Source organism: Streptomyces sp. NPDC101219 (genome assembly GCF_044767675.1).
GTDB lineage: Bacteria > Actinomycetota > Actinomycetes > Streptomycetales > Streptomycetaceae > Streptomyces.
Window position 1 is genome coordinate 450,216 of record NZ_JBIWOK010000005.1, and the last position, 23,350, is coordinate 473,565.

At 73.1% G+C, this 23,350-nt stretch carries 20 protein-coding genes; 6 read left to right on the forward strand and 14 right to left on the reverse strand.

The features are described 5' to 3' along the window. Positions 1-183 precede the first annotated feature (183 nt). The 4 genes from ACIRPP_RS12805 (at position 184) to ACIRPP_RS12820 (ending at position 5,798) form a co-directional block, all read left to right on the forward strand. Positions 184-1,737, forward strand: a complete 1,554-nt coding sequence (locus ACIRPP_RS12805) for an ABC transporter substrate-binding protein (protein WP_403641214.1) — start codon at positions 184-186, stop codon at positions 1,735-1,737. Positions 1,738-1,819: 82 nt separating this feature from the next. Beyond that, on the forward strand, positions 1,820-2,770 hold the full coding sequence (locus ACIRPP_RS12810) for an ABC transporter permease (protein ID WP_403641011.1): 951 nt from the start codon (positions 1,820-1,822) through the stop codon (positions 2,768-2,770). Continuing rightward, positions 2,770-4,746: a dipeptide/oligopeptide/nickel ABC transporter permease/ATP-binding protein gene (locus ACIRPP_RS12815; protein ID WP_403641013.1), complete on the forward strand. Its 1,977-nt coding sequence runs from the start codon at positions 2,770-2,772 to the stop codon at positions 4,744-4,746. The genes ACIRPP_RS12810 and ACIRPP_RS12815 overlap by 1 nt, the downstream gene beginning before the upstream one ends. Positions 4,747-4,796: 50 nt before the next feature. Further along, on the forward strand, positions 4,797-5,798 hold the full coding sequence (locus ACIRPP_RS12820) for an oligopeptide/dipeptide ABC transporter ATP-binding protein (protein ID WP_403641217.1): 1,002 nt from the start codon (positions 4,797-4,799) through the stop codon (positions 5,796-5,798). Between the two features lie 297 nt (positions 5,799-6,095). Here ACIRPP_RS12820 and ACIRPP_RS12825 read toward each other — a convergent pair whose 3' ends face one another. The 6 genes from ACIRPP_RS12825 to ACIRPP_RS12850 are packed head-to-tail and all read right to left on the reverse strand — an operon-like array spanning position 6,096 to position 12,164. After that, a complete protein-coding gene (locus tag ACIRPP_RS12825) occupies positions 6,096-7,112 on the reverse strand; it encodes an ABC transporter substrate-binding protein (protein ID WP_403641016.1) in 1,017 nt (338 codons plus the stop codon). 36 nt (positions 7,113-7,148) lie between these two features. Next, on the reverse strand, positions 7,149-7,940 hold the full coding sequence (locus ACIRPP_RS12830) for an ABC transporter ATP-binding protein (protein WP_403641019.1): 792 nt from the start codon (positions 7,938-7,940) through the stop codon (positions 7,149-7,151). Position 7,941: 1 nt separating this feature from the next. Beyond that, positions 7,942-8,994, reverse strand: coding sequence for a FecCD family ABC transporter permease (locus ACIRPP_RS12835; RefSeq protein WP_403641021.1), 1,053 nt, complete (start codon positions 8,992-8,994; stop codon positions 7,942-7,944). Beyond that, positions 8,991-10,289: an MFS transporter gene (locus tag ACIRPP_RS12840; protein WP_403641024.1), complete on the reverse strand. Its 1,299-nt coding sequence runs from the start codon at positions 10,287-10,289 to the stop codon at positions 8,991-8,993. Before ACIRPP_RS12840 ends, ACIRPP_RS12835 begins: the two co-directional genes overlap by 4 nt. Continuing rightward, positions 10,286-11,137: a Rossmann-like domain-containing protein gene (locus ACIRPP_RS12845; RefSeq protein ID WP_403641027.1), complete on the reverse strand. Its 852-nt coding sequence runs from the start codon at positions 11,135-11,137 to the stop codon at positions 10,286-10,288. The genes ACIRPP_RS12840 and ACIRPP_RS12845 overlap by 4 nt, the downstream gene beginning before the upstream one ends. Before the next feature lies 1 nt (position 11,138). Continuing rightward, positions 11,139-12,164 carry a pyridoxal-phosphate dependent enzyme gene (locus ACIRPP_RS12850; protein WP_403641030.1) on the reverse strand — a complete coding sequence of 342 codons (1,026 nt, stop codon included), beginning with the start codon at positions 12,162-12,164 and terminating at the stop codon, positions 11,139-11,141. A 166-nt stretch (positions 12,165-12,330) separates the two neighbouring features. Between ACIRPP_RS12850 and ACIRPP_RS12855 the strand changes: the two genes are divergently transcribed. Next, positions 12,331-13,272 carry a kinase gene (locus tag ACIRPP_RS12855; RefSeq protein ID WP_403641033.1) on the forward strand — a complete coding sequence of 314 codons (942 nt, stop codon included), beginning with the start codon at positions 12,331-12,333 and terminating at the stop codon, positions 13,270-13,272. 96 nt (positions 13,273-13,368) lie between these two features. Here the strand turns inward: ACIRPP_RS12855 and ACIRPP_RS12860 are convergent, their stop codons facing one another. From ACIRPP_RS12860 to ACIRPP_RS12875, 4 genes are read right to left on the reverse strand one after another with little or no spacing between them, the layout of a single operon-like run. After that, positions 13,369-14,685 carry an FAD-dependent monooxygenase gene (locus ACIRPP_RS12860; RefSeq protein WP_403641036.1) on the reverse strand — a complete coding sequence of 439 codons (1,317 nt, stop codon included), beginning with the start codon at positions 14,683-14,685 and terminating at the stop codon, positions 13,369-13,371. Between the two features lie 31 nt (positions 14,686-14,716). Then, entirely contained in the window at positions 14,717-15,427 is a 711-nt protein-coding gene (locus tag ACIRPP_RS12865; protein WP_403641039.1) for a maleylpyruvate isomerase family mycothiol-dependent enzyme, read from the reverse strand. Next, positions 15,427-16,275 carry a fumarylacetoacetate hydrolase family protein gene (locus ACIRPP_RS12870; RefSeq protein ID WP_403641041.1) on the reverse strand — a complete coding sequence of 283 codons (849 nt, stop codon included), beginning with the start codon at positions 16,273-16,275 and terminating at the stop codon, positions 15,427-15,429. The genes ACIRPP_RS12865 and ACIRPP_RS12870 overlap by 1 nt, the downstream gene beginning before the upstream one ends. Then, positions 16,272-17,441 (reverse strand): cupin domain-containing protein, encoded by a 1,170-nt coding sequence (locus tag ACIRPP_RS12875; RefSeq protein WP_403641044.1) that lies wholly within the window; start codon positions 17,439-17,441, stop codon positions 16,272-16,274. Before ACIRPP_RS12875 ends, ACIRPP_RS12870 begins: the two co-directional genes overlap by 4 nt. 129 nt (positions 17,442-17,570) lie before the next feature. On the opposite strand from ACIRPP_RS12875, the gene ACIRPP_RS12880 reads away from it, so the two are divergent. After that, complete coding sequence (locus ACIRPP_RS12880; RefSeq protein ID WP_403641047.1) at positions 17,571-18,347, forward strand: IclR family transcriptional regulator; 777 nt, start codon at positions 17,571-17,573, stop codon at positions 18,345-18,347. A gap of 224 nt (positions 18,348-18,571) precedes the next feature. Here the strand turns inward: ACIRPP_RS12880 and ACIRPP_RS12885 are convergent, their stop codons facing one another. The 4 genes from ACIRPP_RS12885 to ACIRPP_RS12900 are packed head-to-tail and all read right to left on the reverse strand — an operon-like array spanning position 18,572 to position 23,343. After that, a complete protein-coding gene (locus tag ACIRPP_RS12885) occupies positions 18,572-20,308 on the reverse strand; it encodes a CocE/NonD family hydrolase (protein ID WP_403641049.1) in 1,737 nt (578 codons plus the stop codon). A 17-nt stretch (positions 20,309-20,325) separates the two neighbouring features. Beyond that, the gene (locus ACIRPP_RS12890) at positions 20,326-21,267 is read right to left on the reverse strand and encodes an MBL fold metallo-hydrolase (protein ID WP_403641052.1); all 942 of its coding nucleotides are present in this window, start codon (positions 21,265-21,267) and stop codon (positions 20,326-20,328) included. Positions 21,268-21,300: 33 nt separating this feature from the next. Beyond that, positions 21,301-22,224 carry an alpha/beta hydrolase gene (locus ACIRPP_RS12895; protein WP_403641054.1) on the reverse strand — a complete coding sequence of 308 codons (924 nt, stop codon included), beginning with the start codon at positions 22,222-22,224 and terminating at the stop codon, positions 21,301-21,303. Positions 22,225-22,227: 3 nt separating this feature from the next. After that, the gene (locus ACIRPP_RS12900; protein WP_403641057.1) at positions 22,228-23,343 is read right to left on the reverse strand and encodes an FAD-dependent oxidoreductase; all 1,116 of its coding nucleotides are present in this window, start codon (positions 23,341-23,343) and stop codon (positions 22,228-22,230) included. Positions 23,344-23,350 lie beyond the last annotated feature (7 nt).

Below are 23,350 nucleotides of genomic sequence, written 5' to 3' on the forward strand. Positions count from 1 at the left end.
CCCGGCTACGTTCCCACGCTATCAAGCATCAGACATCAGACGTCTGATGCGTGGAGACGGGATACGTTTCACGCCACCCCGTCTTGCAGAATCAGCCATTCCGCTCCCTCGCCCGTCTTGACTCCCCGCCAGGAGGATTCCTTGTCCCCGCGCAGCGCAGCCGGCGTCGACCGCCGCACCTTCATGAGATACACCGGCGCCATCGGTGTGGCGACCGCGATCACCGCGAGCCTGTCCGCCTGCGGCGGCCCGGGCAGCACCGGGGACGACTCGGGCGGCTCCGGCAGCAGCACCGACACCATCGAGGCCGGCCTCTCCTACCCCCTGTCCACCGGCTTCGACCCCATGATCACCTCGGGGGCGACGCCGTTCGCCGCCAACATGCACATCTTCGAGGGCCTGGTCGACCTCGACCCGGCGACGCTCGTCGCCCGGCCGACGCTGGCCACCGCGATGCCCCAGAAGATCAACGCGACCACCTACCGGGCCACCCTCCGCAAGGGTGCCACGTTCCACGACGGCTCGCCGGTCACCTCCGAGGACGTGGTCTTCAGCTTCGAGCGGGTCCTCGACCCGAAGAACGCGTCGCTGATGGCGCAGTTCGTGCCCTTCATCGACAGCGTGAAGGCCGTCGACGAGCAGACGGTCGAGTTCAAGCTCAAGCACCCCTTCGCCCTCTTCCCCTCGCGCATCGCCGTGGTGCGGATCGTCCCGAAGAAGATCGCCGGCGCCGACGCCAAGGCGTTCGACGCCAAGCCGGTCGGCTCGGGACCGTACCGCTTCGTGTCGGCGGTCCGCGAGGACAAGATCGTCATGGAGAAGTACGACAAGTACAACGGGCCGCATCCGGCCAAGGCCAAGAAGATGGTCTGGTACCTGATGTCCGACCCCTCGGCCCGGGTCAGCGCCCTGAAGTCCGGCCGTGTGCAGGCCATCGAGGACGTGCCCTACATCGACATCAAGGGCTTCACCGGCAAGGACAAGGTCGAGTCCGTCCAGTCCTTCGGCCTGCTGTTCCTGATGTTCAACACCAAGGACAAGCGCTTCGCCGACAAGCGGGTGCGCCAGGCCCTGCACTACGCCCTGGACACCGAGAAGATCATCTCCACCGCGCTGCTGGGCAACGCCGAGCCCGCCACCGGGTACGTGCCGGCCACCCACCCCGACTACCACAAGGCCGCCACCGTCTACGGCCACGACCCCGCCAAGGCCAAGGAGCTGCTGAAGGAGGCGGGCGTCGGCAAGCTCTCCTTCACCCTGCTCCTCACCGACACCGGCTGGGTCCAGGACATCGCTCCCCTGATCAAGGAGAGCTGGGCCGCCGTCGGCATCGACGCCAAGCTGGACATCGCCCAGTCCCCCGCCCAGTACGCCAAGATCGACAAGGGTGACTTCGAGGCGCTGGCCGCGCCCGGCGACCCGTCCGTCTTCGGCAACGACGCCGACCTGCTGCTGCGCTGGTTCTACTACGGCTTCTGGCCGGAGAACCGCTACGGCTGGAAGGGCGACCCCGCCTACAAGAAGGTCAGGACGCTGCTGGACAAGGCCGCCTCCGAGCCCGAGGAGGCCCGGCGCAAGGAGCTGTGGGCCGAGGTCACCGACCTGGTCGCCGAGGAGGCCGCCCTCTACCCGGTGCTGCACCGCAAGCTGCCCACCGCGTGGAAGGACGGGACCCTGCCGGGCTTCAAGCCGCTGCCCACGACCGGTCTGTCCTTCGTCGACGTCGGCCGCGCCTGAGCCCCACCCGCGCACTGCCGCCGGGCCGCCGCCCCCACCGGGACGGCGGCGGCCCGGCCCCCCAACCCCTAGGAACCTCACGATGGTTGCATTCCTCCGGCTCGCGCTGCGCCGCGTCGCGATGATGCCGGTGATGGTGCTCGGCATCGCGCTGCTGGTCTTCGTGGTGCTGCAGTTCTCACCGGTCGACCCCGCGTACAACGCGCTCGGGGACAGCGCGAGCCCCGAGGCTCGTGCCGCGTTCGCCGAGGAGCAGGGTCTGAACGACCCGCTGCCGGTCCGCTACTTCGCCTTCCTCACCGATCTGGTGCAGGGCGACCTGGGGGTCACCGTGCCCCCCAGCCAGCCCGTCGCCGACCGGATCGCCACCGCCTTCCCGCTCACCCTCCAGCTGACGCTGCTGGGCCTGTCGCTGGCCGTCGTGCTGGCCCTGGTCTTCGGCGTCCTCAGCGCCATGTACCGGGACCGCTGGCCCGACCAGGTCTTCCGCGTGCTGTCCATGGCCGGCATCGCCCTGCCCTCGTTCTGGCTCGGCGTGCTGCTGATCCAGCAGTTCGCGCTCACCGTGCCGCTCTTCCCGACGGGCGGCTACGTCAATCCCGCCGACTCCTTCGGCGGCTGGCTGCACAGCATGACCCTGCCCGCGGTGGCCCTGGCCCTGCCGGTCGCCTCCTCGCTGGCCCGGCTGATCCGCACCGCCATGGTCACCGAACTCGACCGCGACTACGTGCGCACCGCGCGGGGCAGCGGCCTGCCCCCGTTCCTGATCATCCGGTCGGTGCTGCGCAACGCCCTGGTCACCCCGCTGACCGTGCTCGGCGTCAAGGTGGGCTACATGCTCAGCGGCGCCGTCGTCATCGAGGCGATCTTCGACCTGCCCGGCATGGGGAAGCTGATCCTCGAGGGAGTCACCGGCGGTGACGTCGGGCTGGTGCAGGGCACCGTGCTCACCATCGCCGTGGCCTTCCTGGTGGTCAACGTCGTCGTCGATCTGCTCTACCTGCTCGTCAACCCGCGCATCAGGACGGTGTGATGTTCGCCCCACGCTCCCTCGCCGAGCGGCTCAGGCCCGGCACCCGCCTGCGCCGACTGCCCGTCCCCTCCCGCATCGCCCTCGGGGTCCTCCTCGTCGTGGTGCTGGCCGCGGTGTTCGCGCCGCTGCTCACCCAGGACCCGCTCGCCACCGGAATGCCCGCCCAGGCACCGGACGGCGACCACTGGTTCGGCACCGACCGGGCCGGCCGCGACGTGTTCGCCCGGGTGGTGCACGGTGCGCGCTACTCCCTCGTCATCGGCCTCGGCGCGACGCTCCTCGCGCTGGTCATCGGCTCGGTGCTGGGCTCCCTGGCCGCCACCTCCCGCAAGTGGGCCGACGAGTCGGTGATGCGCACGCTCGACGTCGTCATGTCGTTCCCGCCCATCGCCCTGGCCGCCGTGCTGGTCGCGGTGTTCGGGCCGAGCGTGCCGGTGATCATCTTCACCATCGCGTTCGTCTACTCGCCCTCCCTGGCCCGGGTCGTCCGGGCCAACGTGCTGGAGCAGTACGGCGAGGACTACGTCGCCGCGGAACAGGTCATCGGGGCCCGCCGCCACTTCATCGTGGCCCGGCACGTCGCCATCAACTGCGCCGCCCCGGTGCTGGTGTTCGCCACCGTCATGGTCGCCGACTCGATCATCTTCGAGGCGAGCCTGTCCTTCATCGGCGCCGGTGTGCAGGACCCGGACCCCAGCTGGGGCAGCGTGCTCGCCTACGGCCGGCAGATCCTGCTGTCCGGCGGCTGGTGGGCGACCCTGTTCCCGGGCCTGTGCCTGCTGATCACGGTGCTGGCGCTCAACGTCCTCTCGGAGGGCATGACGGACGCCGCGGCCTCCCCGGACAAGGCCCGCGCCGACGGCGGCGACACCGCCGAGCAGGCCGCCGCCGAGGCCGCCCCGGCCGCCGAGCGCGCCGACGTGGACGCCGCCCTGGACCGTCTCGCCACCCGCCTGGAGGCCACGGAGCCCGCGGTGCCCCCGCTGGCCGAGGACGCCGCCGACCTGCTCGTGGTGCGCGGCCTGACGATCCGCTTCCCCGACCGCTACGGCGACACCCGCGTTGTCGACGGCATCTCCTTCACCGTGCGCGAGGGCGAGACCCTCGGCCTGGTGGGCGAGTCCGGCTGCGGCAAGTCCATCACCAGCCTCGCCGTCATGGGCCTGCTGGCCCGCAACGCCGAGGCGGAGGGCGAGATCCTCTACCGGGGACGGGACCTGCTGAAGCTGTCGCCGAGGGAACGCCGGGCGCTCATGGGCCCGGAGATCGCGATGGTCTACCAGGACGCCATGTCCTCGCTGAACCCGTCGGTGCTCATCGGCACCCAGCTCAAGCGGCTCACCTCGCGCGGCGGCACCCGCACCCCCTCCGAGCTGCTGGAACTGGTCGGCCTGTCGCCCGAGCGCACCCTGCGCAGCTACCCGCACGAGCTGTCCGGCGGCCAGCGGCAGCGCGTGCTCATCGCCATGGCGCTCTCCCGCAGCCCGCGGCTGCTCATCGCCGACGAGCCGACGACGGCGCTCGACGTGACGGTGCAGGCCCAGGTCGTGGAGCTGCTGGTGAAGCTGCGCGACGAACTCGGCTTCGCCATGGTGCTGGTCTCCCACGACCTGGCCCTGGTCGGCGACCTCGCCCACCGGGTGGCCGTGATGTACGCCGGCCAGGTCGCCGAGGCGGGTCACACCCGCGCCCTGCTCACCGACCCGGCGCACCACTACAGCCGGGGGCTGCTCGGCTCCGTCGTCTCCCTGGAGGCGGGCGCTCAGCGGCTGCACCAGATCCGCGGTGTCGTACCGGCGCCCAGGGCGTTCGGCGTCGGCTGCCGGTTCGCCTCCCGCTGCCCGGCCGCCACCGAGCTGTGCGCCACCACCCCGCCGCCGGCCACCGACCGGGACGGCACGACCGACCACCTGTTCGCGTGTCACCACCCGGCGCCGGTGCGCCCGTCGGCCAAGTCGCTGGAAGGTGCCCGATGACCGTCACCGAGGACATCCCGATGAACCCGCCGGAGACCACGACCGACCCGATCGTCCGGCTGGACGGCATCCACGTCCGGCACAAGGCCCGCAGCGGCGGCATCCTGCGCCGGGACGCCGTGCACGCCCTGACCGACGCCTCTCTGGAGGTGCGGCGCGGCGAGATCCTCGGGCTGGTCGGCGAGTCGGGCTGCGGCAAGTCCACGCTGGCCCGGGTCGTCACCGGGCTGCAGAAGCCCACCGAGGGCCGGGTGTACTTCAAGGGCCAGGACCTGTGGCGGATGCCGGCCGCGGAACGCCGCGACCGGTTCGGTTCCAGCGTGGGCGTGGTCTTCCAGGACCCGTCCACCGCGCTCAACCCGCGCCTGCCGGTGCGGCGGATCCTGCGCGACCCGCTGGACGTGCACCGGCGCGGGACGCGGGCCGAGCGCGAGCAGCGGGTCCTGGAACTGCTCGACCTGGTCGGTCTGCCCGGGCACACCCTGGAGGCGCTGCCCGGACAGCTCTCCGGCGGACAGCGCCAGCGGGTGGCCATCGCCCGCGCGCTGGCCCTGGAGCCGGAGCTGATCGTCGCGGACGAGCCGACCAGCGCACTGGACGTGTCGGTGCGCGCCCAGATCCTCAACCTGCTGGTGGACCTGCGCTCCCGGCTCGGTCTCGCCATGGTGTTCATCTCGCACGACGTGCAGACGGTGCGCTACCTGGCCGACCGCATCGCCGTGCTCTATCTCGGGCGCGTGGTGGAGGAGGGCCGGTCCGCCGAGGTCTCGGGCGCCTCGCGTCACCCGTACACCGAGGCCCTGCTGTCGGCGACCCCGAGTCTGCTGGACCGGCCCGACCGCATCGTCCTGCACGGCCCGGTTCCGTCGGCCACCAACCCGCCGTCGGGCTGCCCGTTCCGCACGCGGTGCTGGAAGGCGGACGACGCCTGCGCGGGGTCGTTCCCGGCCGCGACGGAGGGCCCGGACGGGCACCGCTGGCACTGCGTCCACCCGCAGGACGGCGACGGGCCGGCCCGCGTACCGACGGACACTGCGGCGACGGGCGCCTGACGGCCCGCCGGACGGCGGCCCGCCCGCCCGCCGTCCGGCGGCCACTGGGCCGTGTCGTTCGGATCGGCCCGACTCGGATCGACGGCGCCTTGACCGTGCCGGTGAGCGGGGCCCGGTGCGTGCAGCTGCACGGCGGAGGAGGGCGTCGATGCGGAGCATCGGCAACCGACGACAACGCGGCTGGGGTGCCCCCTCCGGGGGAGTGCGTGCCGAGCCCCGCGGCCCCGGGGTGATCCGGAAGACACGGCCTGGGGCAGAGGGGGGTGGGTGCGGTCACCGGGCCCCGGCCGTGCGGGCTCAGCCGGTGACCGTGCGCAGGTATGCCGCGAACTTCTCCAGGCCGTCGATGTTCCGGGGCCCGCTGATGCCCTCGTTGTAGTCGAGGACGAAGAAGTTGTTCTTCCGGACGGCGGGCAGGTCCCGGGTGTGGGGGGACCTGCGAAGGAAGTCGATCTTCTTCTGGGCGGGCTGGTCGCCGTAGTCGAGGATCACGACGATCTCCGGTTCGGAACGCGCGACGGCCTCCCAGGTGACCTGGGTCCAGCGCTGGTCGAGGCCGTCGAAGACGTTGCGGGCTCCGGCGATGCGGATGATGTCGTTCGGCGGCACCTGGTTGCCCGCGGTGAAGGGCTGGTCGGTGCCGGAGTCGTAGAGGAAGACGGGCAGCGGCCGGCCGTCCGTGGGCGCCCGGCCGGCGACGGCGTCGACGCGCTGCTTCAGGCCGGCCACCACGCGCCGGGCCCGGTCCTCGACCCGGAAGATCCTGCCGAGCCGTTCGAGGTCGGTGTAGAGCGCTTCGAAGGGGGTCGCCCGCTCGGGGTGTCCGGGGTAGTTGAAGCAGCTCTCGGTGTGCATGAAGCTCTGGATGCCGAGGCCGTCCAGGATCTCGGGGGTGATGCCCCGCTCGTCCTTGAAACCGGAGTTCCAGCCGGCGACGACGAGGTCGGCGCGGGCCTCGACGACGACCTCCTTGTTGAGCAGGTCGTCGCTGAGCATCTTCACCTCGGCGTACTCCGACGCCCACGGCGACTCGCTCACCGGCGGATTGGCGGGCGGCATGACGTAGCCGTGCACATGGTCGGTCAGGCCGAGGGCGAACAGCTTGTCGGCGCTGCCGCCCTCGTAGGCCACGGCCCGGCGCGGGACCGTGTACGCGACCGGTTCGCCGCAGCGCTGCACGGTGACCGTGCCGGACGGCCCCGCGGCGCCGGGTGCGACGTCGGCACCGCAGGCGTTGAGCAGCAGGACGGCCGCGACGGCGGAGCCGACGGCCGCCCGGCGCCGGGCCGGGCGGGGGGTGCGGGAGGTGCGCATGGGTGGGGTGCCTTTCCGATGGAGGGGGTGGGCGAATCAGACGGAGGGGGTGGGCGAAGGGGACGGGCCGAGCGCGTACAGCAGCTGCGGGTGGCCGGTGAGGGGATGCGGGACGACGTCGGCGCGGACCCCGAAGACGTCGTGGACCAGCTCGGGGGTCAGGACGTCGGCGGGGGTTCCGGCCGCGACCAGGTGCCCGGCGCGGAGCATGCCGATCCGGTCGCAGGCCGCCGCCGCGAGGTTGAGGTCGTGGAGCACGACGAGGACGGTGAGCCCCCAGCCGCGCAGCAGGGAGAGCATCTCCAGCTGGTGGCGCAGGTCGAGGTGGTTGGTGGGCTCGTCCAGGACGAGGACCTCGGGTTCCTGGACGAGGGCGCGGGCCAGCAGCACGCGCTGGCGTTCGCCGCCCGAGAGGGTGAGGATGCCGCGCCGGGCGAGGCGGCGGATGTCGAGCCGGTCCATGACCTGTTCGCACAGCCGGCGTTCGCGGGCGCCGAGGGCCTGGTGGGCGCGCAGGTGGGGGGCGCGGCCCAGGGCGACGACCTCCTCGACCGTGAAGTCCAGGTCGACGGCGCCGTCCTGGGTCATGGCGGCGATGGTCCGGGCGCTGCGGCGCATCGGCAGCCGGGCGAGGTCGTCGCCGCCGAGCCGGACGGTGCCGGTGGTGGGGCGCAGGGCGCGGTAGACGCACCGCAGGGCGGTGGACTTGCCGCTGCCGTTCGGACCGACCAGGCCCACGACCCGGCCGTCGGGCACGTCGAGGGTCAGGTCCCGCACCAGGCTGGTGCCGTCGGTCACCACCGACAGCGCGTCGAGTCGCAGGTCCATGTCAGCGGCCTCCGAACAGGTAGCTCCTGCGGCGCATCAGGGTGACGAAGACGGGCACGCCGATCAGCGCGGTGATCACGCCGAGCGGCAGCTCCCTGGGCGCGACGAGCGTCCGGGAGACCAGGTCGGCCCACACCATGAACACCGCCCCGGCGAGCGGCGCGAGGGTGAGCACCCGGGTGTGCCCGGCCCCGGCGACCATGCGCACGACGTGCGGCAGCACCAGTCCGACGAAGGCGATGGCGCCGCTGACGGCGACCATCACGCCGGTCACCAGCGAGAGCAGGACGAGGAGGCCCTTGCGGTGCCGGTCGGGGTCGATGCCGAGGCTCGCCGCCGTCTCGTCGCCGAGCGCCAGCACGTCCAGCGTCCGGCCCCGCCGGCGCAGCACCGCGAGGGCGGGCAGGACGACGAGGGTCACGACGGGCAGGGCGCCCCAGTTCGCGGCGCCGAAGCTGCCCATCGTCCAGTACAGGACCATGCCGGTCGCCTCGCTGTCGGGCGCGGAGTAGACGATCAGGCTCATGAGGGCCTGGAAGCCGAGGGACAGGGCCACTCCGGTGAGCACCAGCCGCAGCGGGGACAGCGTGCCGCGGTGCGAGGCGGCCGCGTACACCAGCAGGGACGCGGTCAGGGCGCCGAGGAACGCGCCGGCCGAGACGGCGTGGATGCCCAGCGCCGCCAGTCCGCCGCTGACGGTGACGGCGACGGCGCCGACGGACGCCCCCGAGGAGACGCCGAGGACGAACGGGTCGGCGAGCGCGTTGCGCACCAGGGCCTGGGCGGCGACCCCGACCGCGCTCAGTCCGGCCCCGACGAGGGCGGCCAGCAGTACCCGCGGGGCGCGGATCTGCCAGATGATCTGGTGGGTGGTCACCTCGTCCGCGGTGATGGTGCCGCCGCTGACGGCCGCCCACAGGTGGCGGGCGGTCTCGGCGGGGCCGATGACGGCGGGGCCCATGCCCACGGCCACGACGACGGACACGAGCAGCGCAGTGACCAGGACGGCGACGGCCGTGAGGAGCCCGCCCCGGGTGGCGAGTCGTTCCCTCATGGTGTGCGCTCCCGGTGCGGGGCGTGCTGCGGCTCCCGCGCGGGGGTGCGGGGCACGAGGAGGGCGGCGCCGAGGGCGGCGACGACGAGGGTGCCGAACACGGCCGCGATGCCGGGGTTCCCGGCCAGTCCGAGGCCCGCGCCGCCCAGGGCCGCGCCCGCGAAGACGCCGAGGCTCTGGCCGGCGGCGTTCAGGGACAGCGCGGTGCCGCGCCGGGCCCCGCACCGGCGCACCAGCAGGCTCACGGCGCACGCGGCGACGACCGCGTGGCTCGCCGCGTGCAGCGCCGTCACGGCGAGGGCGAGCGGCAGCCGGTCGGTGAAGTAGAAGCCGACCACGGACACCAGGGCGGCGAACAGGCCGAGGATCAGCAGCCGTTCGGTGCCGACGCGGGGTGCGGCGGAGTTGGTGATCCGCCCGGTGAGCAGGTTGCTGACGAAGTACGCGGCGCCGCTGAGCGTCCAGACGAGAGCGAAGTGCGCGGGGTCGAGCCGGAACCGTTCGTCGTAGTACGCCGCCAGGTAGGCGAGGTAGCCCATGAACACGGCCGTGCGGAGCAGCGAGACGAGCAGCAGCGGCACCGCGCCGGGGACGGCCGCGAGCGACCGGAACGAGGCGAGGTAGCCCGGCTGCCGTCCCGGCGCGCCGCCCGCCGGGTGCCCGGCGGCCTCGCGGCGGCCCCGGGCCGACAGGACGACGGCGAGCAGGAGGCAGGCCGCGGTCACGGCGAGGAGGTCGCCCTGCCAGCCCCACAGGAGGGCGGGCAGCGCCACGGCCGGTGCGGCGAGCATCGCGGTCATCGACTGGGTGGCGGTGACCAGGGTGGCCGCCCGCCCGGCCGCCCGGCCGTCGCCGAACCGGTCGGCGGCCGCGGCGGTGAGGGCCGGGTTCAGTACGGCGGTGCTCGCCCCGACGAGCAGGCAGAAGGCCGCCAGCAGGACGAGGTCCCCGCCCGCGCCCAGCGCCGACGCGAGGCCCAGCGCGACGAGCGCGCCGGCCGCCGCCCGGTCCCGGCGCACCCGGTCGAGAAGGGGGGCGAGCGCGGTGCCGGCCAGCAGGGCGGCCAGGCCGCCGAGTCCGCGCAGTCCGCCGACGGCGGCGACACCGCTCCCGGCGCGGTCGGCGATCGGTACGAGGTAGGTGCTGAAGACGGTGAACGGCAGCAGGCCGACGGCCGAGGCGAGCAGCACCGGCCACAGGGCGCGCGCCATCGCCAGGTCGCCCGGCAGCGGTTCGCCGTGGCCGTCCGAAGCCGGTTCGGCCGGCCCGGAGTCGCGGGGTGCGCTGGTGTTCACCGGGCGGCCCCGCCGGCGTGTGCCGGTGCCTGCCGCGGCACCCGGTAGCGGTGCATGAGCGTCGGTTCGGCGCTGAACTGGGAGAAGGGGAAGGGCTCGGCGTTGAGCGCGGTGACACCGTGGGACAGGAAGGCGCGGGCGACGGCGCTGCCGGTCTGCGCGTAGACGACGAGGGGGACGTCCTGGTCCCGGCAGTGCTCGAGGATGAGGTCGAACGTGCCGTTGCTCAGGGTCATCCCGGTGGCGACGACGGCGTCGGCCGCGGCGAGCACCTCCGTCATGTCGTCGCTGATCCGCTCGCCCCACTGGGTGGTGCGCAGGTTGAGGTCGCAGGGCAGGCAGACGCCGCCCCGCTCACGTATCGCGGCGACCAGCGGGTTCACCACGCCGATGAGCGCGACCCTGGTGCCCGGCGCGATGTCGAGGAGTCCGGCGACGGCGGCGTCCCGGGCGCGGGCCCGGACCTCCGGGGACCCGGCGGGCAGGGTGACGGGTTCGGCGCCGGGCGCGTCCCGGTGCGGCAGCACGCGGGCGAGGTAGGCGTCGAGGGCGGCGACCCGGACGGCGGTGGTGGGGTGGCGCAGCAGGTCGGCGAGCGTCTGCCCGGAGGCGTTCTCGCAGAGTTCGGGGGCGACTTCGCCGGCCTCGAAGGCGCAGGCGCCGAAGACCGGGCCGGTCCGCAGCACGAGGTAGTGGTTGTGGTAGGTGACGTCGCTCCCGGCGAGCCGGGTGGTGTGGTAGAGCCGGAAGGCGCTGGTGACGTGCAGGGTGCCGGGGTCGGGTCCGTGGGCGCCGGCCAGGACGGCGGCGGTCAGCCCGGAGACGGTCCGCGGCTCGGGGTGGGGCATGTCAGTCCCTCTCGTCGGTGGGGGCGGGGGCGGCGGGGATGCGCAGGTCCGCGCGGGCGGCGGTGGACCAGGGCAGTCGGAGGTCCCGCAGGTCGGTGATCTCGTGCGGCTTGAGCGCGTCGGCGTCCGGTGCCTCCCGGTGGCGGGCGTAGGCGTGGTCGACGTAGCGGTGGCCGGTGTCGGCGGCGACGAAGACGTGGGTGCGGGAGTCGTCCCGGCGGCGTTCCCAGCGGGTGGCGAGGTGGGCGGCCCCGGCGGACAGTCCGGCGAAGATGCCGGTGTCCCGCAGGAGTTGGACCGCGCCGGAGACGGCGCAGTCGAAGCCGACCCAGTGGACGCGGTCGTAGAGGGCGTGGCGGACGTTGCGGAACTCGATGGCGCTGCCGATGCCGGCGATGATCATGTCCGGGTCGGCCACGTGCTGTGCGCCGAAGGTGACGCTCCCGAAGGGCTGGACGCCGACGAGGGACACGTCGCGGCCGGCCTCGTGCAGCCAGGTGGCGAGGGCGCCGGTCGAGGCGCCGGACCCGACTCCGCCGACCAGGGTGAGGGGCCCTTGGGGGATCTCCCGGTCGAGAGCGGCGGCCACGTCGCGGTAGCCGAGGTAGTGGATGTCGTCGTGGTACTGCCGCATCCAGTGGTACGAGGGGTTGCGGGCGAGGATCTCGGCGACGCGCCGCACCCGCGCCTCCTGGTCCAGGCGCAGGTCCTGGGAGGGCGGGACCTGTTCCAGCGTGGCTCCGAGGATCTCCAGCTGGACGCGCAGGGTGCGGTCCACGGTTGTGGAGCCCACGATGTGGCACTTCATCCCGTACCGGTGGCAGGCGAGAGCGAGGGCGTGGGCGTAGATGCCGCTGGAGCTGTCGACGAGGGTGTCGCCGGGTCGGACGGCACCGGTCTCCAGGAGACGGCGCACCGCCCCCAGCGCCGAGTAGATCTTCATGGACTCGAAGCGCAGACAGACCAACCCGGGCTGCAGCGCGACGAGATCCGGTCTCTTGACCGCCTCCGCGATGTGCGGGTCCATACCGGTCCTCCTGTCTGGTCGGCGACGGGACCGGCGTGAGCATCACATTAATTGAAAATGATTGTCAACATCAGAAACGTCTCGACGACCGGGCGGTGACAGACGCACGGAGACCGGCTTGCGGCGTCCGGACATCCTCACGTACAAATGATTTTCACTTTCATCTATGGCGTCCGACGCCTGCTCAGGGAGGACACGCGTGCGAACCGGAGTGGGCACCGCCCACGGCACCTTCGGCGAACTGCTGCAGGGCGAACTGCCGGAGCGGGACGGGGACTTCCTGGTCACGCTCCCGGTCGCCCGGTGGACGAGGGCGGTGTTCCGGCCGGCCCCGGACGCCCCCGGCCTGGTGGTCCGGCCGGCCCGGAAGGTGAAGGCCCTGCGGATGGCGCGGCTCGTCATGGCCGCCGCGCCGCGGCCGGTCGGCGGGGTGCTCACGCTCAGCAGCCTGCTCCCGGAGGGCAAGGGACTGGCGAGTTCCTCCGCCGACCTGGTCGCCACCGCCCGGGCGGTGGGACAGGCGGTGGGCCTCGTCCTGCCCGCCGCCCGGATCGAGCGGCTGCTGGCCCGCATCGAACCCACCGACGGGGTGCTCCATCCCGGCATCGTCGCCTTCCACCACCGCAGCGTGCGGCTGCGCGCGGTCCTCGGGTCGCTGCCGGCCATGACCGTGGTGGGAGTGGACGAGGGCGGCGCGGTCGACACGGTCGCCTTCAACCGCATCCCGAAACCCTTCACGGCGGCCGACCGGCGCGAGTACGCGCGTCTGCTGGACCGGCTCACCGGTGCGGTGCGCGCCCATGACCTCGCCGAGGTGGGCCGGGTCGCGACCCGGAGCGCGCTGATGAACCAGGCGCTGCGCCCGAAGCGGCTCCTGGGCCCGCTGTGCGAGATCTGCCGCGAGGTGGGCGGCCTGGGCGTCGCGGTCGGCCACAGTGGTACGGCGCTGGGCGTGCTGCTGGACACCGCGGACCCCGCGTACACCCACCGCGTCACCGCTGCGGCGCAGGCGTGCGGCCGGATCGCGGACGGGGTGACGGTCTACCGCACGCTCAGCTTCTCCGGGACCGGCCACCGGGCGGCACCACGCCCGCCGGTACCGGCGTGACGACTCCTCCCACGGCACGACAAGACCGCCGCCCGCACCCCTCGAGGGGCGTGGGCGGCGGTCGGTGGCGGCGCGGGGCTGCGGGGCGTCGAGGGTCTACGCCCTGCCGCTGCCGGTCGCCGCCAGGGCTCCTCCCCCGGACTCCTCGGCCTCGGCCGAGGAGAGCGGGATCGGGACGAACATGGGCGGCTCCTCGTCGGGAGTCAGGGCGGTCGGGCCGTACACCCAGTCGGTGAAGTGGTAGTCGTAGGTGTCCCGCGCCCGCATGATCGCGTTGCGCCGGAGGCGGGGCTCCCCGTCGAGGTGCCACAGTTCGCCCCAGGCGCGGGCGGTGGTCTGGACGCGGCGGCAGTGCTCCACCCGGACCGCCTCGTAGGCGGCGAGGGCCTCCTCCCACGCGGGGCGGGTGCCCGCGGGGGTGGCCTCGGCCAGCCGGGCGTAGTGCCGGGCGAGGACCCAGCCGTCCTCGATGGCCATGATCGCGCCCTGGGCCATGTACTGCAGCGGCGGGTGCGCGGCGTCGCCGAGCAGGACGATGCGGCCGTGCACCCACGTGTCGACGGGGTCGCGGTCGAACATACGCCACCAGCGGTCCCGCCACATCAGGGGGATGCCCTTGCGCACCGGGTCGCAGGTCGCCTCGAAGGCGGCGTCCAGCTCGTCCGGGGTGCCCCAGTCCTCCTGGCCGGCCAGGGCCTTCGGGGACTCGAACACGGCGACCTGGTTGAACATCTCGCCGCCGCGCAGGGCGTACTGGACGAAGTGGCAGCGGGGGCCGATGTACACGGTGACGTCGTTCTCCGCGACGCCGTTGTCCCGGACCTGCTCGATCGGGACGGCCGCACGGTAGGCGACGTAGCTGGAGCTGACGACGTCGTCGCCGATCAGCTTGGTGCGGGCCACGGAGTTCAGGCCGTCCGCGGCGATCACCAGCGGCGCCTCCTCGGTGCTGCCGTCCGCCAGGCGGACCAGGGCGCCGTCCTCGGTCTGCTCGTAGTCGACGACGGTACGGTCGGTGAGCAGTTCGACCCCGGCGCGCTCGCAGGCGCGCAGGAAGATGCCGTGCAGGTCGCTGCGGTGGATGACCATGTACGGGAAGCCGTACCGGCGTTCGAGGTCGCGCAGGTCCAGCCGGGTCAGCACGCTGGAGTCGAGCGCGTCGCGCATCACCATGCCGTCCGGGACGACGCCGAGGGAGCGGGCCTCGTCCAACAGCCCGTACTCGTCGAGGATGCGGGTGCAGTTGGGGGCGATCTGGAGGCCCGCGCCGACCTCGCCGAACGCCGGGGCCCGCTCCAGGACGCGGACCCGCAGTCCTTGGCGGGACAGGGCGAAGGCGGCGCCGAGGCCGCCGATGCCGCCGCCGACCACGAGGACGTCGGGCCGCCCGGCGGGCGTGGGTTCAGGGTTCATGATCGGTTCCTTACGGTTCGCGGGCCGCTGGTCAGAGCCAGGCGCCCAGCGTGGGGGCGGGCCTGCCGTCGGCGGTGCGCGGTCCCGCGTCCCGTCCGGCAAGGTAGGCGGCGATGGCGGGCAACCCGCTCTCGACCAGGGCGGGTTCGCCGTCGCCGGGCAGCTGCCAGGTGGCACCGGTGGCCGCCACCCGCAGGGTCACGGCGGGGCCGGGGGCGGCGGCGCGCTTGGCAACGATGTCGTCGCACAGGGCGGCCAGGAAGTCGTCCGGCAGGTCCAGGAAGGACACCCCGGCCGCCAGGTCGACGGCGTGCACGCACACCTCCCGGGCGCGCAGCCAGGGCACTTCGGTGGCGGGGACGGTCCTGCCCTGGGCGGTGACCACCTCCCGGCGCCACTGGTCGTCGCCGAGGGCCGCCATGCCGGCCTCCAGTGCCTCGGCCGAGGTCCGCAGCCACGCGGTGAGTTCGGCGGCGGGCAGGGCTCGGCCCCGTTCGATACCGGCGGCGCGCTCCTCGGGCGAGGCGTACATGGGGGTGGGCTCGCCGGTGGCCGCCCAGTGCACCAGGTTGGACAGCGCCTCCGCGTTGGCGGCGACGTGGGCGGCCAGGTGGGCCCGGCTCCAGCCCGGCAGGGCGCTGGGCTCGGCGAAGGCGGCGGCGTCGAGACCGTCGGCGGCCTTCAGCAGCAGCTCGGTGCCGTGCCTGCTCCAGTCGCGGGCCTGGTCGAAGGTGCGGGCCATCAGGCGGACTTCTCCTTGACGACCGTGTTCTCCAGGCGGCCGATGCCCTGGATCTCGGTGACGATCCGCTCGCCGCCGAGGAGGTAGCGGGCGGGCTTGCGGGCGTGGCCGACGCCGCCGGGGGTGCCGGTGGCGATGATGTCGCCCGGGTTCAGACGGGTGATCGTGGAGACGTACTCGACCAGGTCGACGGGGTCGAAGAGCAGGTCGCCGGTGGTGTCGGACTGCATGAGTTCGCCGTCGACGGTGAGGGACACGTCCAGGGCGGGGCGGACACCGCCCGGCAGCTCGTCCGGGGTGACCAGGTAGGGGCCGACCGGGGTGCTGGAGTCCCACATCTTGCCCTGGAGCCACTCACGGGTGCGGAACTGCCAGTCCCGGCAGGTGATGTCGTTCAGCACGGTGAAGCCGGCGATGGCCTGCTCGGCCTCCTCGCCGCGGGCGCGGCGCACCTTCTGGCCGACGATCACCGCAAGTTCGACCTCCCAGTCGAACTGCACGGTCTCGTCCGGCCGGGCGATGTCGTCGCGCGCGCCGATCAGCGAGTCGGCGAACTTGGCGAACAAGGTGGGGTGTTCGGGCAGGTCGCGGCCCATCTCCTGGATGTGGTTGCGGTAGTTGAGGCCGACGCACACCACCTTGGACGGGGCGGGCACCACGGGGGCGAAGTCGGCGTCCGCCACCGGGTAGGTGGTGGCGCCGTCGGAGGTGGCGGCCGCCGCGCGCCCGGCCCAGCCCTCCTCGGCGAGCAGGGCACCCAGGTCGGGGGCGCCGAGGTCGACCAGGACGTCGCCGTCCAGCTTGACGGCGCGGGTGGTGCCGCCGGTGCGGAGGGTGGCGAGCTTCATCGGGTGGTTCCTTCCACGTGGGTACGGTCGAGCCGCAGGGCTTCGAAGATCGGCGAGTCGCTGAACCGGAACAGGTCCAGCGCGCCGGAGTCGGAGTCGGTGGACCCGGCCTCGGAACGGACCGAGAAGGGCTGCCAGGAGGGGACGACGAAGAGGTCGCCGCGGCTGACCGACCAGGTGGTGTCGCCGACGGTGACGGTGCCGGAGCCGTCGAAGACCTGGTAGACCGACGAGCCGGTCTCGCGCACCGGGGTGGTCTCGGTGCCGCGGGCGATGCGGTGCACCTCGGCGCGGATGGTCGGCAGCACGTCGGCGCCGGTCGCCGGGTCGGAGAAGCGGACGGCGGCGTGGCCGGGCTCCACGGTGCCCGCGTGTCCCTCGGCCTCCAGGGCGAGCTGGTCGGCGAGGGCGCGGTCGGTGTGCTCCCAGCGGTAGGCGAGCAGCGGGGAGCCGGGGCCGGCCGGAGCGGCGCCGACCGGGCGCAGTCCGGGGTGGCCCCACAGCCGCTCGGAGCGGGAGCGGTCCGGGGTGATCCGCTCGGCGTCGCTGATCTCGTCGCGGCCGAACTCGAAGAACTGCGACTCGTTCGTGTACTGGAAGGGGATGTCCAGTCCGTCGATCCAGGCCATCGGCTCGGAGGTGGCGTTGTGGTGGGCGTGCATGTTCCAGCCCGCCTGCGGCAGGAAGTCGCCGCGCCGCATGGCGACCGGGTCGCGGCCGACGACGGTCCACACGCCCTCGCCCTCGACGACGAAGCGGAAGGCGTGCTGGGTGTGGCGGTGCTCCGGGGCGTCCTCGCCGGGCATCAGGTACTGGATGGCCGCCCACAGCGTCGGGGTGGCGAACGGCCGCCCGCCGAGGGAGGGGTTGGCGAGCGCGATGGCCCGGCGCTCGCCGCCGCGGCCGACCGGGACCAGCTCGCCGGCCTGCGCGGCCAGCTCCCGCAGGCGCTCCCACCGCCACAGGTGCGGCAGGGCGCGGGACCGCGGGTGGGCCGGCATCAGGTCGCCGATCTCGGTCCACAGCGGGACGAGGAGTTCCTTCTCGAAGCCCCGGTACAGCTCTTCGAGCGCCGGGGTGACCTCGGGTTGCCCCTCCGCGGCCACGGCTTCGAGCCGGACCGGGGAACCCGTCACCGTTTCCTGGGCGAGGGAGGAGTGCGTCATGGCCCCAGGGTGCCGTGTGCCGCTCTGAAGAACATATGAATTCTGCACAGCAGAATGCGTGAGAGGATGGTCCGGAGACGGGACGCCCGGCACCCTGCGGCGTCCACGACCCGAGGGAAGGCCGACGGGATGGACAAGCCGCTCAAGACGCCGCCGCCCTATCCCATCGCCAGCGTGGACCACGCGCTGCGGGCGGCGACCATCCTGCAGATGGAGGGCGGCGCGACCGTGTCGCAGATCGCCGAGCGGCTGGGGGTGGCCAGGTCGACCGCGCACCGGCTGCTGGCGATGCTCGTGTACCGGGACTTCGCGGTGCAGGGCGAGGACCGCGTCTACCGGGCGGGGCCGGTGCTGGAGCTCGCCGCACACTCCCAGTCGTTCGTGTCGCGGCTGCGCGCGGTGGCCCTGCCGCACCTCCAGCGGGTCGTCGACCTGCTGGACGAGACGACGAACCTGATCGTGCGCGCCGGGGACACGGCGCGTTTCATCGCCTCCGTCGAGTGCCGGCAGACCCTGCGGGTGGGCTCCCGGGAGGGCATGGTGTTCCCGGCCCACCGCACGACGGCCGGGCTGCTGCTGCTCGCCGACCTGACCGACGAGGAGCTCGACGACGTCTACGCACCGGAGCGGTACACCGACCGGCCGGGTGAGCGCCCCGACCTGGACCGGCTGCGCACGGAGTTGAAGCGGCTGCGCCGCAACGGCTCCGCCGTCAACCGGGAGCGGTCCGAGCGCGGTCTGGTGGCCGTCGGCGTGCCGGTGCGCGACGCCGGCGGCCGGGCACGGGCGGGCCTGTCGGTGTCGATGCCGAGCGTGCGGTACGACCCGCAGCGCCTGCGGTCCCTGGTCGCCGTCCTGGACGCCTCGGCACGGGCCGTGGAGCGGGACCTGGCCGAGGCGGTGTGAGCGCCCGCGGCATCCGCGCGTGCGAAGGGCCGGCCGGGAACGCACGCGGGAAGGGCCGGCCGGGGGTCCTCAGTCCGGGGCTGCCGCGGCGAGGTGGCTGAGCCACGCACGCGAAAGGCCGGATGCCCTCCGTCCGGGGCCGCGCCTTGTCGCGGGCTCAGGCAGGCGCGCGAAGGGCCGGCCCGGGACGGTGTCCCCGGCCGGCCCTGAGGCGTCCCCTGCCGCTACTCCGCCGCGCCGGTGGCGGGCGCCGTGGTGAACGGCAGCACCAGCCGGGACGGGTGGGCCGCGTCCCGGTAGATCTTGTGCGTGACCGGGCGGCCCACCGGCAGGTGGAACGCGTCCGGGGGCAGCAGCGCGTTGTGCGCGTCGGCGAGCGGCTCGTTGTTGGACAGCTCCACCACCAGCCGGTGACCCGGCAGGAAGGTCGCGGCGAACGGGTACAGCCGCAGCACGTACTCCTGCACCGTCCCCGGCTCCACCGGCACGGCGCGGGTGTGCGGGTGGTACGGGTTGCCCTCGGTGGTGCGCTCCTCGTCCAGCTCGCGGTGGGAGGCCTTCAGGTAGCCGCTGGTGATGAGCTGCCGCTTGCCGCCGGGGGCCTCGTCCCACAGGCGCAGGATGAAGTTGGTGTCGTCCTGGTCGATCTCCGCGAACAGGTGTGCCGCGCCGGTGCCGATCAGCTCGGTGGGCTTCTCGAACGGCTCGGTGCGCCAGTCGAGGACCTCCACCTTGTCGGTGACGGTCAGCGGCGCCTGGTAGAAGCCGTCGGGGGCGGCGTGCTCGGCGCCCATCGCCTCCGGCTCGAAGGACAGCTTGCGCCGGGGCCGCAGGTAGAGAGAGGTGTACTCGACCTCCTTCGGCGGCCACTGCCCGGCGGTGACCACCTCGCGCGAGCCCTCCACGAAGACCTGCACGGCCGGCTCGTCCATGATCCCGTTGTCGACACCCTTGAGCCAGTACTCGTACCAGCGGAACATCTTGTCGTGCTCCTCGATCCAGGGGCGCGACTGCATGGGCGGGTAGGAGCCGATGTCCAGCTTCTTCGGGCCCTTGAGGACGTCGAACAGCTCGATGTGGCCGTCGACGGTCCAGCCGCGGCCCTGGTCGATCTGCAGGTAGACCGGGATGTCGATGTTCCGGGCCAGGTTGACCGGGTTGCGTTCCTCGTACCAGTCGCCGTCGAGCGGGTTCATCACGATGTCGAACCAGAACTCGCGGTTCTTGGGGTACTTGAGCACGTGCACGAGGTTGGGCCAGGCCGCCACGTCCGGGTCGCGCAGCCGCTCGTCGACCAGCTTCTTCAGCTCCTCGGGCGAGTACACCTCCTGCATACGGGACTTGACGTCGGTGTGGGCGATGCCCGAGTCGCCGCCGCGTCCCTCGCGGGCGGCGCGCGGCATGAACCACATGACGCCGCCGTGGTACGTCGTCTCGTAGAAGTCGTAGTGGCCGCCGCTGACGAAGATCGCCTTGAGGTGCGGCGGGCGTTCGGCGGCGGCGAGCACCTGCATGGAGCCGAAGTAGGAGATGCCGATCATGCCGACGTTGCCGTCGCACCAGGGCTGCGCGGCGACCCACTCGACGACGTCGTACAGGTCCTGCCCCTGGGAGACCCCGCCGAAGTTGTAGTTGCCGATCATGACGCCGCCGGAGTCGCCGGTGCCGCGCATGTCGCCGATGACGTGGACGTAGCCCTCCTTCACGACGCGGGCGATGTCGCCCGCCTCGATGCAGCCGTCCCACATGGGGCTGGGCCGCAGCTGCGGGGGCGTGGTCAGGGCGAGGGCCTGGAGCTCCTTGCCGTAGGCGCTCATCGCGATCAGGGCCGGGCGGGGGGTGTCGTCCTGACCGTGGTAGGCGTCCGCGGCGAGTTCGACGCCGTCGCGCATCGGGACCCGGAGGTCCTTGCGGACGGCGATGGTCTGCTCGCCCGCCCGGATGGTCTGGAAGTCGGTCATGACGTGGTGCTCCTGTGTCACGGGGTGCGGTCGAAGTGCGTGCGGTAGCCGGCGAGCGTGGTGAAGAACGGCGACGGTTCGAGGGTGGGGTCACCGGTGTAGCCCAGTTCCTCGGCGACACGCCCGAACGGCGAGTACGGCGAGTCCGTCTCCCTGAGGCCGGCCCGCAGGCAGTCGCAGGCCGCCCGGGCGACCCGGCCCTCGATGTCGAGGCTCTGGGTGAGGGCCTGGCGGGCCTGGTCCTCGTCGAGTTCCACGCCGTAGGGCGTGCCGTCGGCCCGGCGGTAGGGGTGCCCGAGGTAGAGGTGCCGCGGGCGGACGGTGTCGCGCAGGTGCTCCAGACCGGCGCGGTAGGCCACCGGGTCGGTGTAGCCGGGGAAGCCGTTGGCCGCGCCGTGCACCTGGACGGCGTCCCCGGTGAACGCGGCGCGCTGCCCGTCGAGGACGTAGGCGACCGAGCCGGGCGTGTGCCCGGGGACCGCGTGCACGGACACGGTCACCCCGCCGCCGAGGGACAGGCTCTCGCCGCCCCGGACCAGCAGGGTGGGCTCCATCTCGCCGGAGATGACCGCGTCGGCCGCGGCCGCCACCTTCGCCTCGCCCCCCGGGTCACGCAGGTAGCGGCCGCGCCCGGCGGCGTACTCCGCCACATGGGCCCGGCGCGAGCGGAGGAAGGGCGCGTCGGCCTCGTGGATCACCACCTGGGCGCGCCGGCCGGTCATCTCCCACAGGGCGAACGCCCCGCCGACGTGGTCGATGTGACCGTGCGTCAGCAGGATCCAGCGCACGTCCTCGATGCGCCGCCCGATCGCCTCCAGCGCGGGCGCCATCCCCTCGGCGGGGGACGAGGCGATCCCGGTGTCGACGATCGCGGGCTGGGGCGCGTCGATGAAGAAGCTGTAGAGCCCGAACCGGCCCCACGGGGAGACCAGGGGGTGGACGGGGACTGCTCGCGTCATGCTGCTTCCGCTCCGCTCGTTCCGGGTGGCCGGTCAGGACCGGCCGAGGAAGTCCCGCGTCTCCGCGAAGACCCGGTGGTACTCGGGGATCCAGGAGAAGTGCTGGACGAACCCGTGGCCGGCGCCCGGGTAGCGGCTCACCGTGGCCTCCACCCCGGCCTCGCGCAGCCGCCGCCCGTACAGTTCGCCCTCGTCGCGCATCGGGTCGAACTCGGCGGTGACCACGAGGGCCTTCGGCAGGCCGGTGAGGTCCTGCCGCTTGACCGGCGAGACCAGCGGGTCGGCGGGGTCGGCGCCGCTGTCCAGGTAGAAGGCGTTGAAGGGCTTCAGGCCCGCCGTCTCCAGGCCGTAGCCGACGGCGTTCTCCCGCAGCGAGGCGTAGCGGTCGGTGTCGAAGTCCAGGTCCAGGGAGGGGTAGTAGAGGATCTGGTGGGTGATCCGGTCGAAGCCCTCGTCGTGGGCGCGGGCCGCGACGGCGGCGGCGAAATTGCCGCCGGAGCTGTCGCCGGCGACGGCGAGGGTGGTGCCGTCCCAGCCGAGCCCGTCGCCCTGCTCGGCGACCCAGCGCACGACCGCGTGGCAGTCGTCCAGGCCGGCCGGGAAGGCCGCCTCGGGCGCGCGCCGGTAGCCGACGGAGACGACCTTCAGGCCGGTCTCCTTCGCCAGTGACCGCGCCACGTGGTCGTGGGTCTCCAGGCTGCCCAGGAAGAAGGCGCCGCCGTGGAAGTAGACGATCACGCCGTGGCGGTCCGCCGCGTCCGGGATGTAGATCCGCACGGGCACGTCCCCGGCGGCGGTGCGGGCGGTGACGTCCTCGACGGCGTGCAGGGGCAGCCGCTCGTCCAGGGGGGCGACCTGCGCCTCCTCGGCGGCGCGCATGGCCACGGGGTCGAGCGGGCCGTCGGGCGGGGCGGGCAGGCTCGCCAGGACCTTGGCGATCTCGGGGTGCAGAGGCATGGGTTACTCCTGGGCCGCGGCGGCCGCGGGCTTCTGTCCGGGGAAGACCTCGTCGATCTCGTCCTCGCTCCATCCCTGGCGCGAGATGCTCTGGAGCTTGTCGGTGACCGGCTTGCGGGTGGCCTGGTAGAGGGCCAGCGCCTCCTTGACGGAGTCCGCCTCGCGCAGGGCGTCGGCGAGCGCTCCGCCGTCCTCGATGGCCGAGTTGGCGCCCTGGCCCTGGTGGTGCAGCATCGAGTGCGCCGCGTCGCCGAGCAGGACGACGGAGTCGGAGTGCCAGGTGTCGACCGGGTCGATGTCGTAGACGCCGCGGACGTTGACGGTGTCGAGGTCGAGGCCGCGGGTGATGGAGACCAGGCGCTCGTCGAAGCCCTCGACGGTCCGGAGCATGTCCTCCAGGGTCACCTGCGGGTTCCAGGTGGGGTCCGGGCACAGGGCGGTGATGTCGAAGGAGACCTGGCCCCGGTGGCGCAGCGGCAGCAGGTAGATCTTCGTGCCCTTGCCGATGTACATCCGCAGGTTGTCGTCGACGACCATGCCGTGGGCGTCGTCCACGGAGATGACCGCGCGGTAGGCCCGCTCGCCGGAGAAGACCGGGCCCTTGTCGCTGAACAGCCGGTCCCGCACGACCGACTTGATGCCGTCGGCGCCGACGACCAGGTCGGCCTCGACGGTCCTGCCGTCGGCGAACGTCAGGACCGAGCGCTCGCCCTTGTCCTCGACGGCCTCCAGCTTGTGGCCGAGGTGCACCATGCCCTCGGGCAGCACGCCCAGCAGCGCCTCGATGAAGTCGCCGCGGTGGATGAGGTGGGTGTGCGTCTGCTCGCCCTCGGCGGGCCACGCCTCCTTCATGATCGGGTCACCGGTGGCGGTGAGGATCTCGAAGTACTCGCTCGGGGAGCTGACCTTCGCGATCGCGTCGAAGATGCCCCACTCGCGGAAGCGGTTCATGGTGGACGGCCGCAGGCCGATGCCGGCGCCGACCTCCCGAATGCGGGTGGCCTGTTCGTAGACATCGACCCGGGCGCCGAGCAGGCTCAGCGCTTTGGCGGCCGCCGCGCCGCCGTAGCCGGCTCCGACGACGGCGATCTTCAGGTTCTTGAGGTCCGAGAGCTGCATGGTGGTT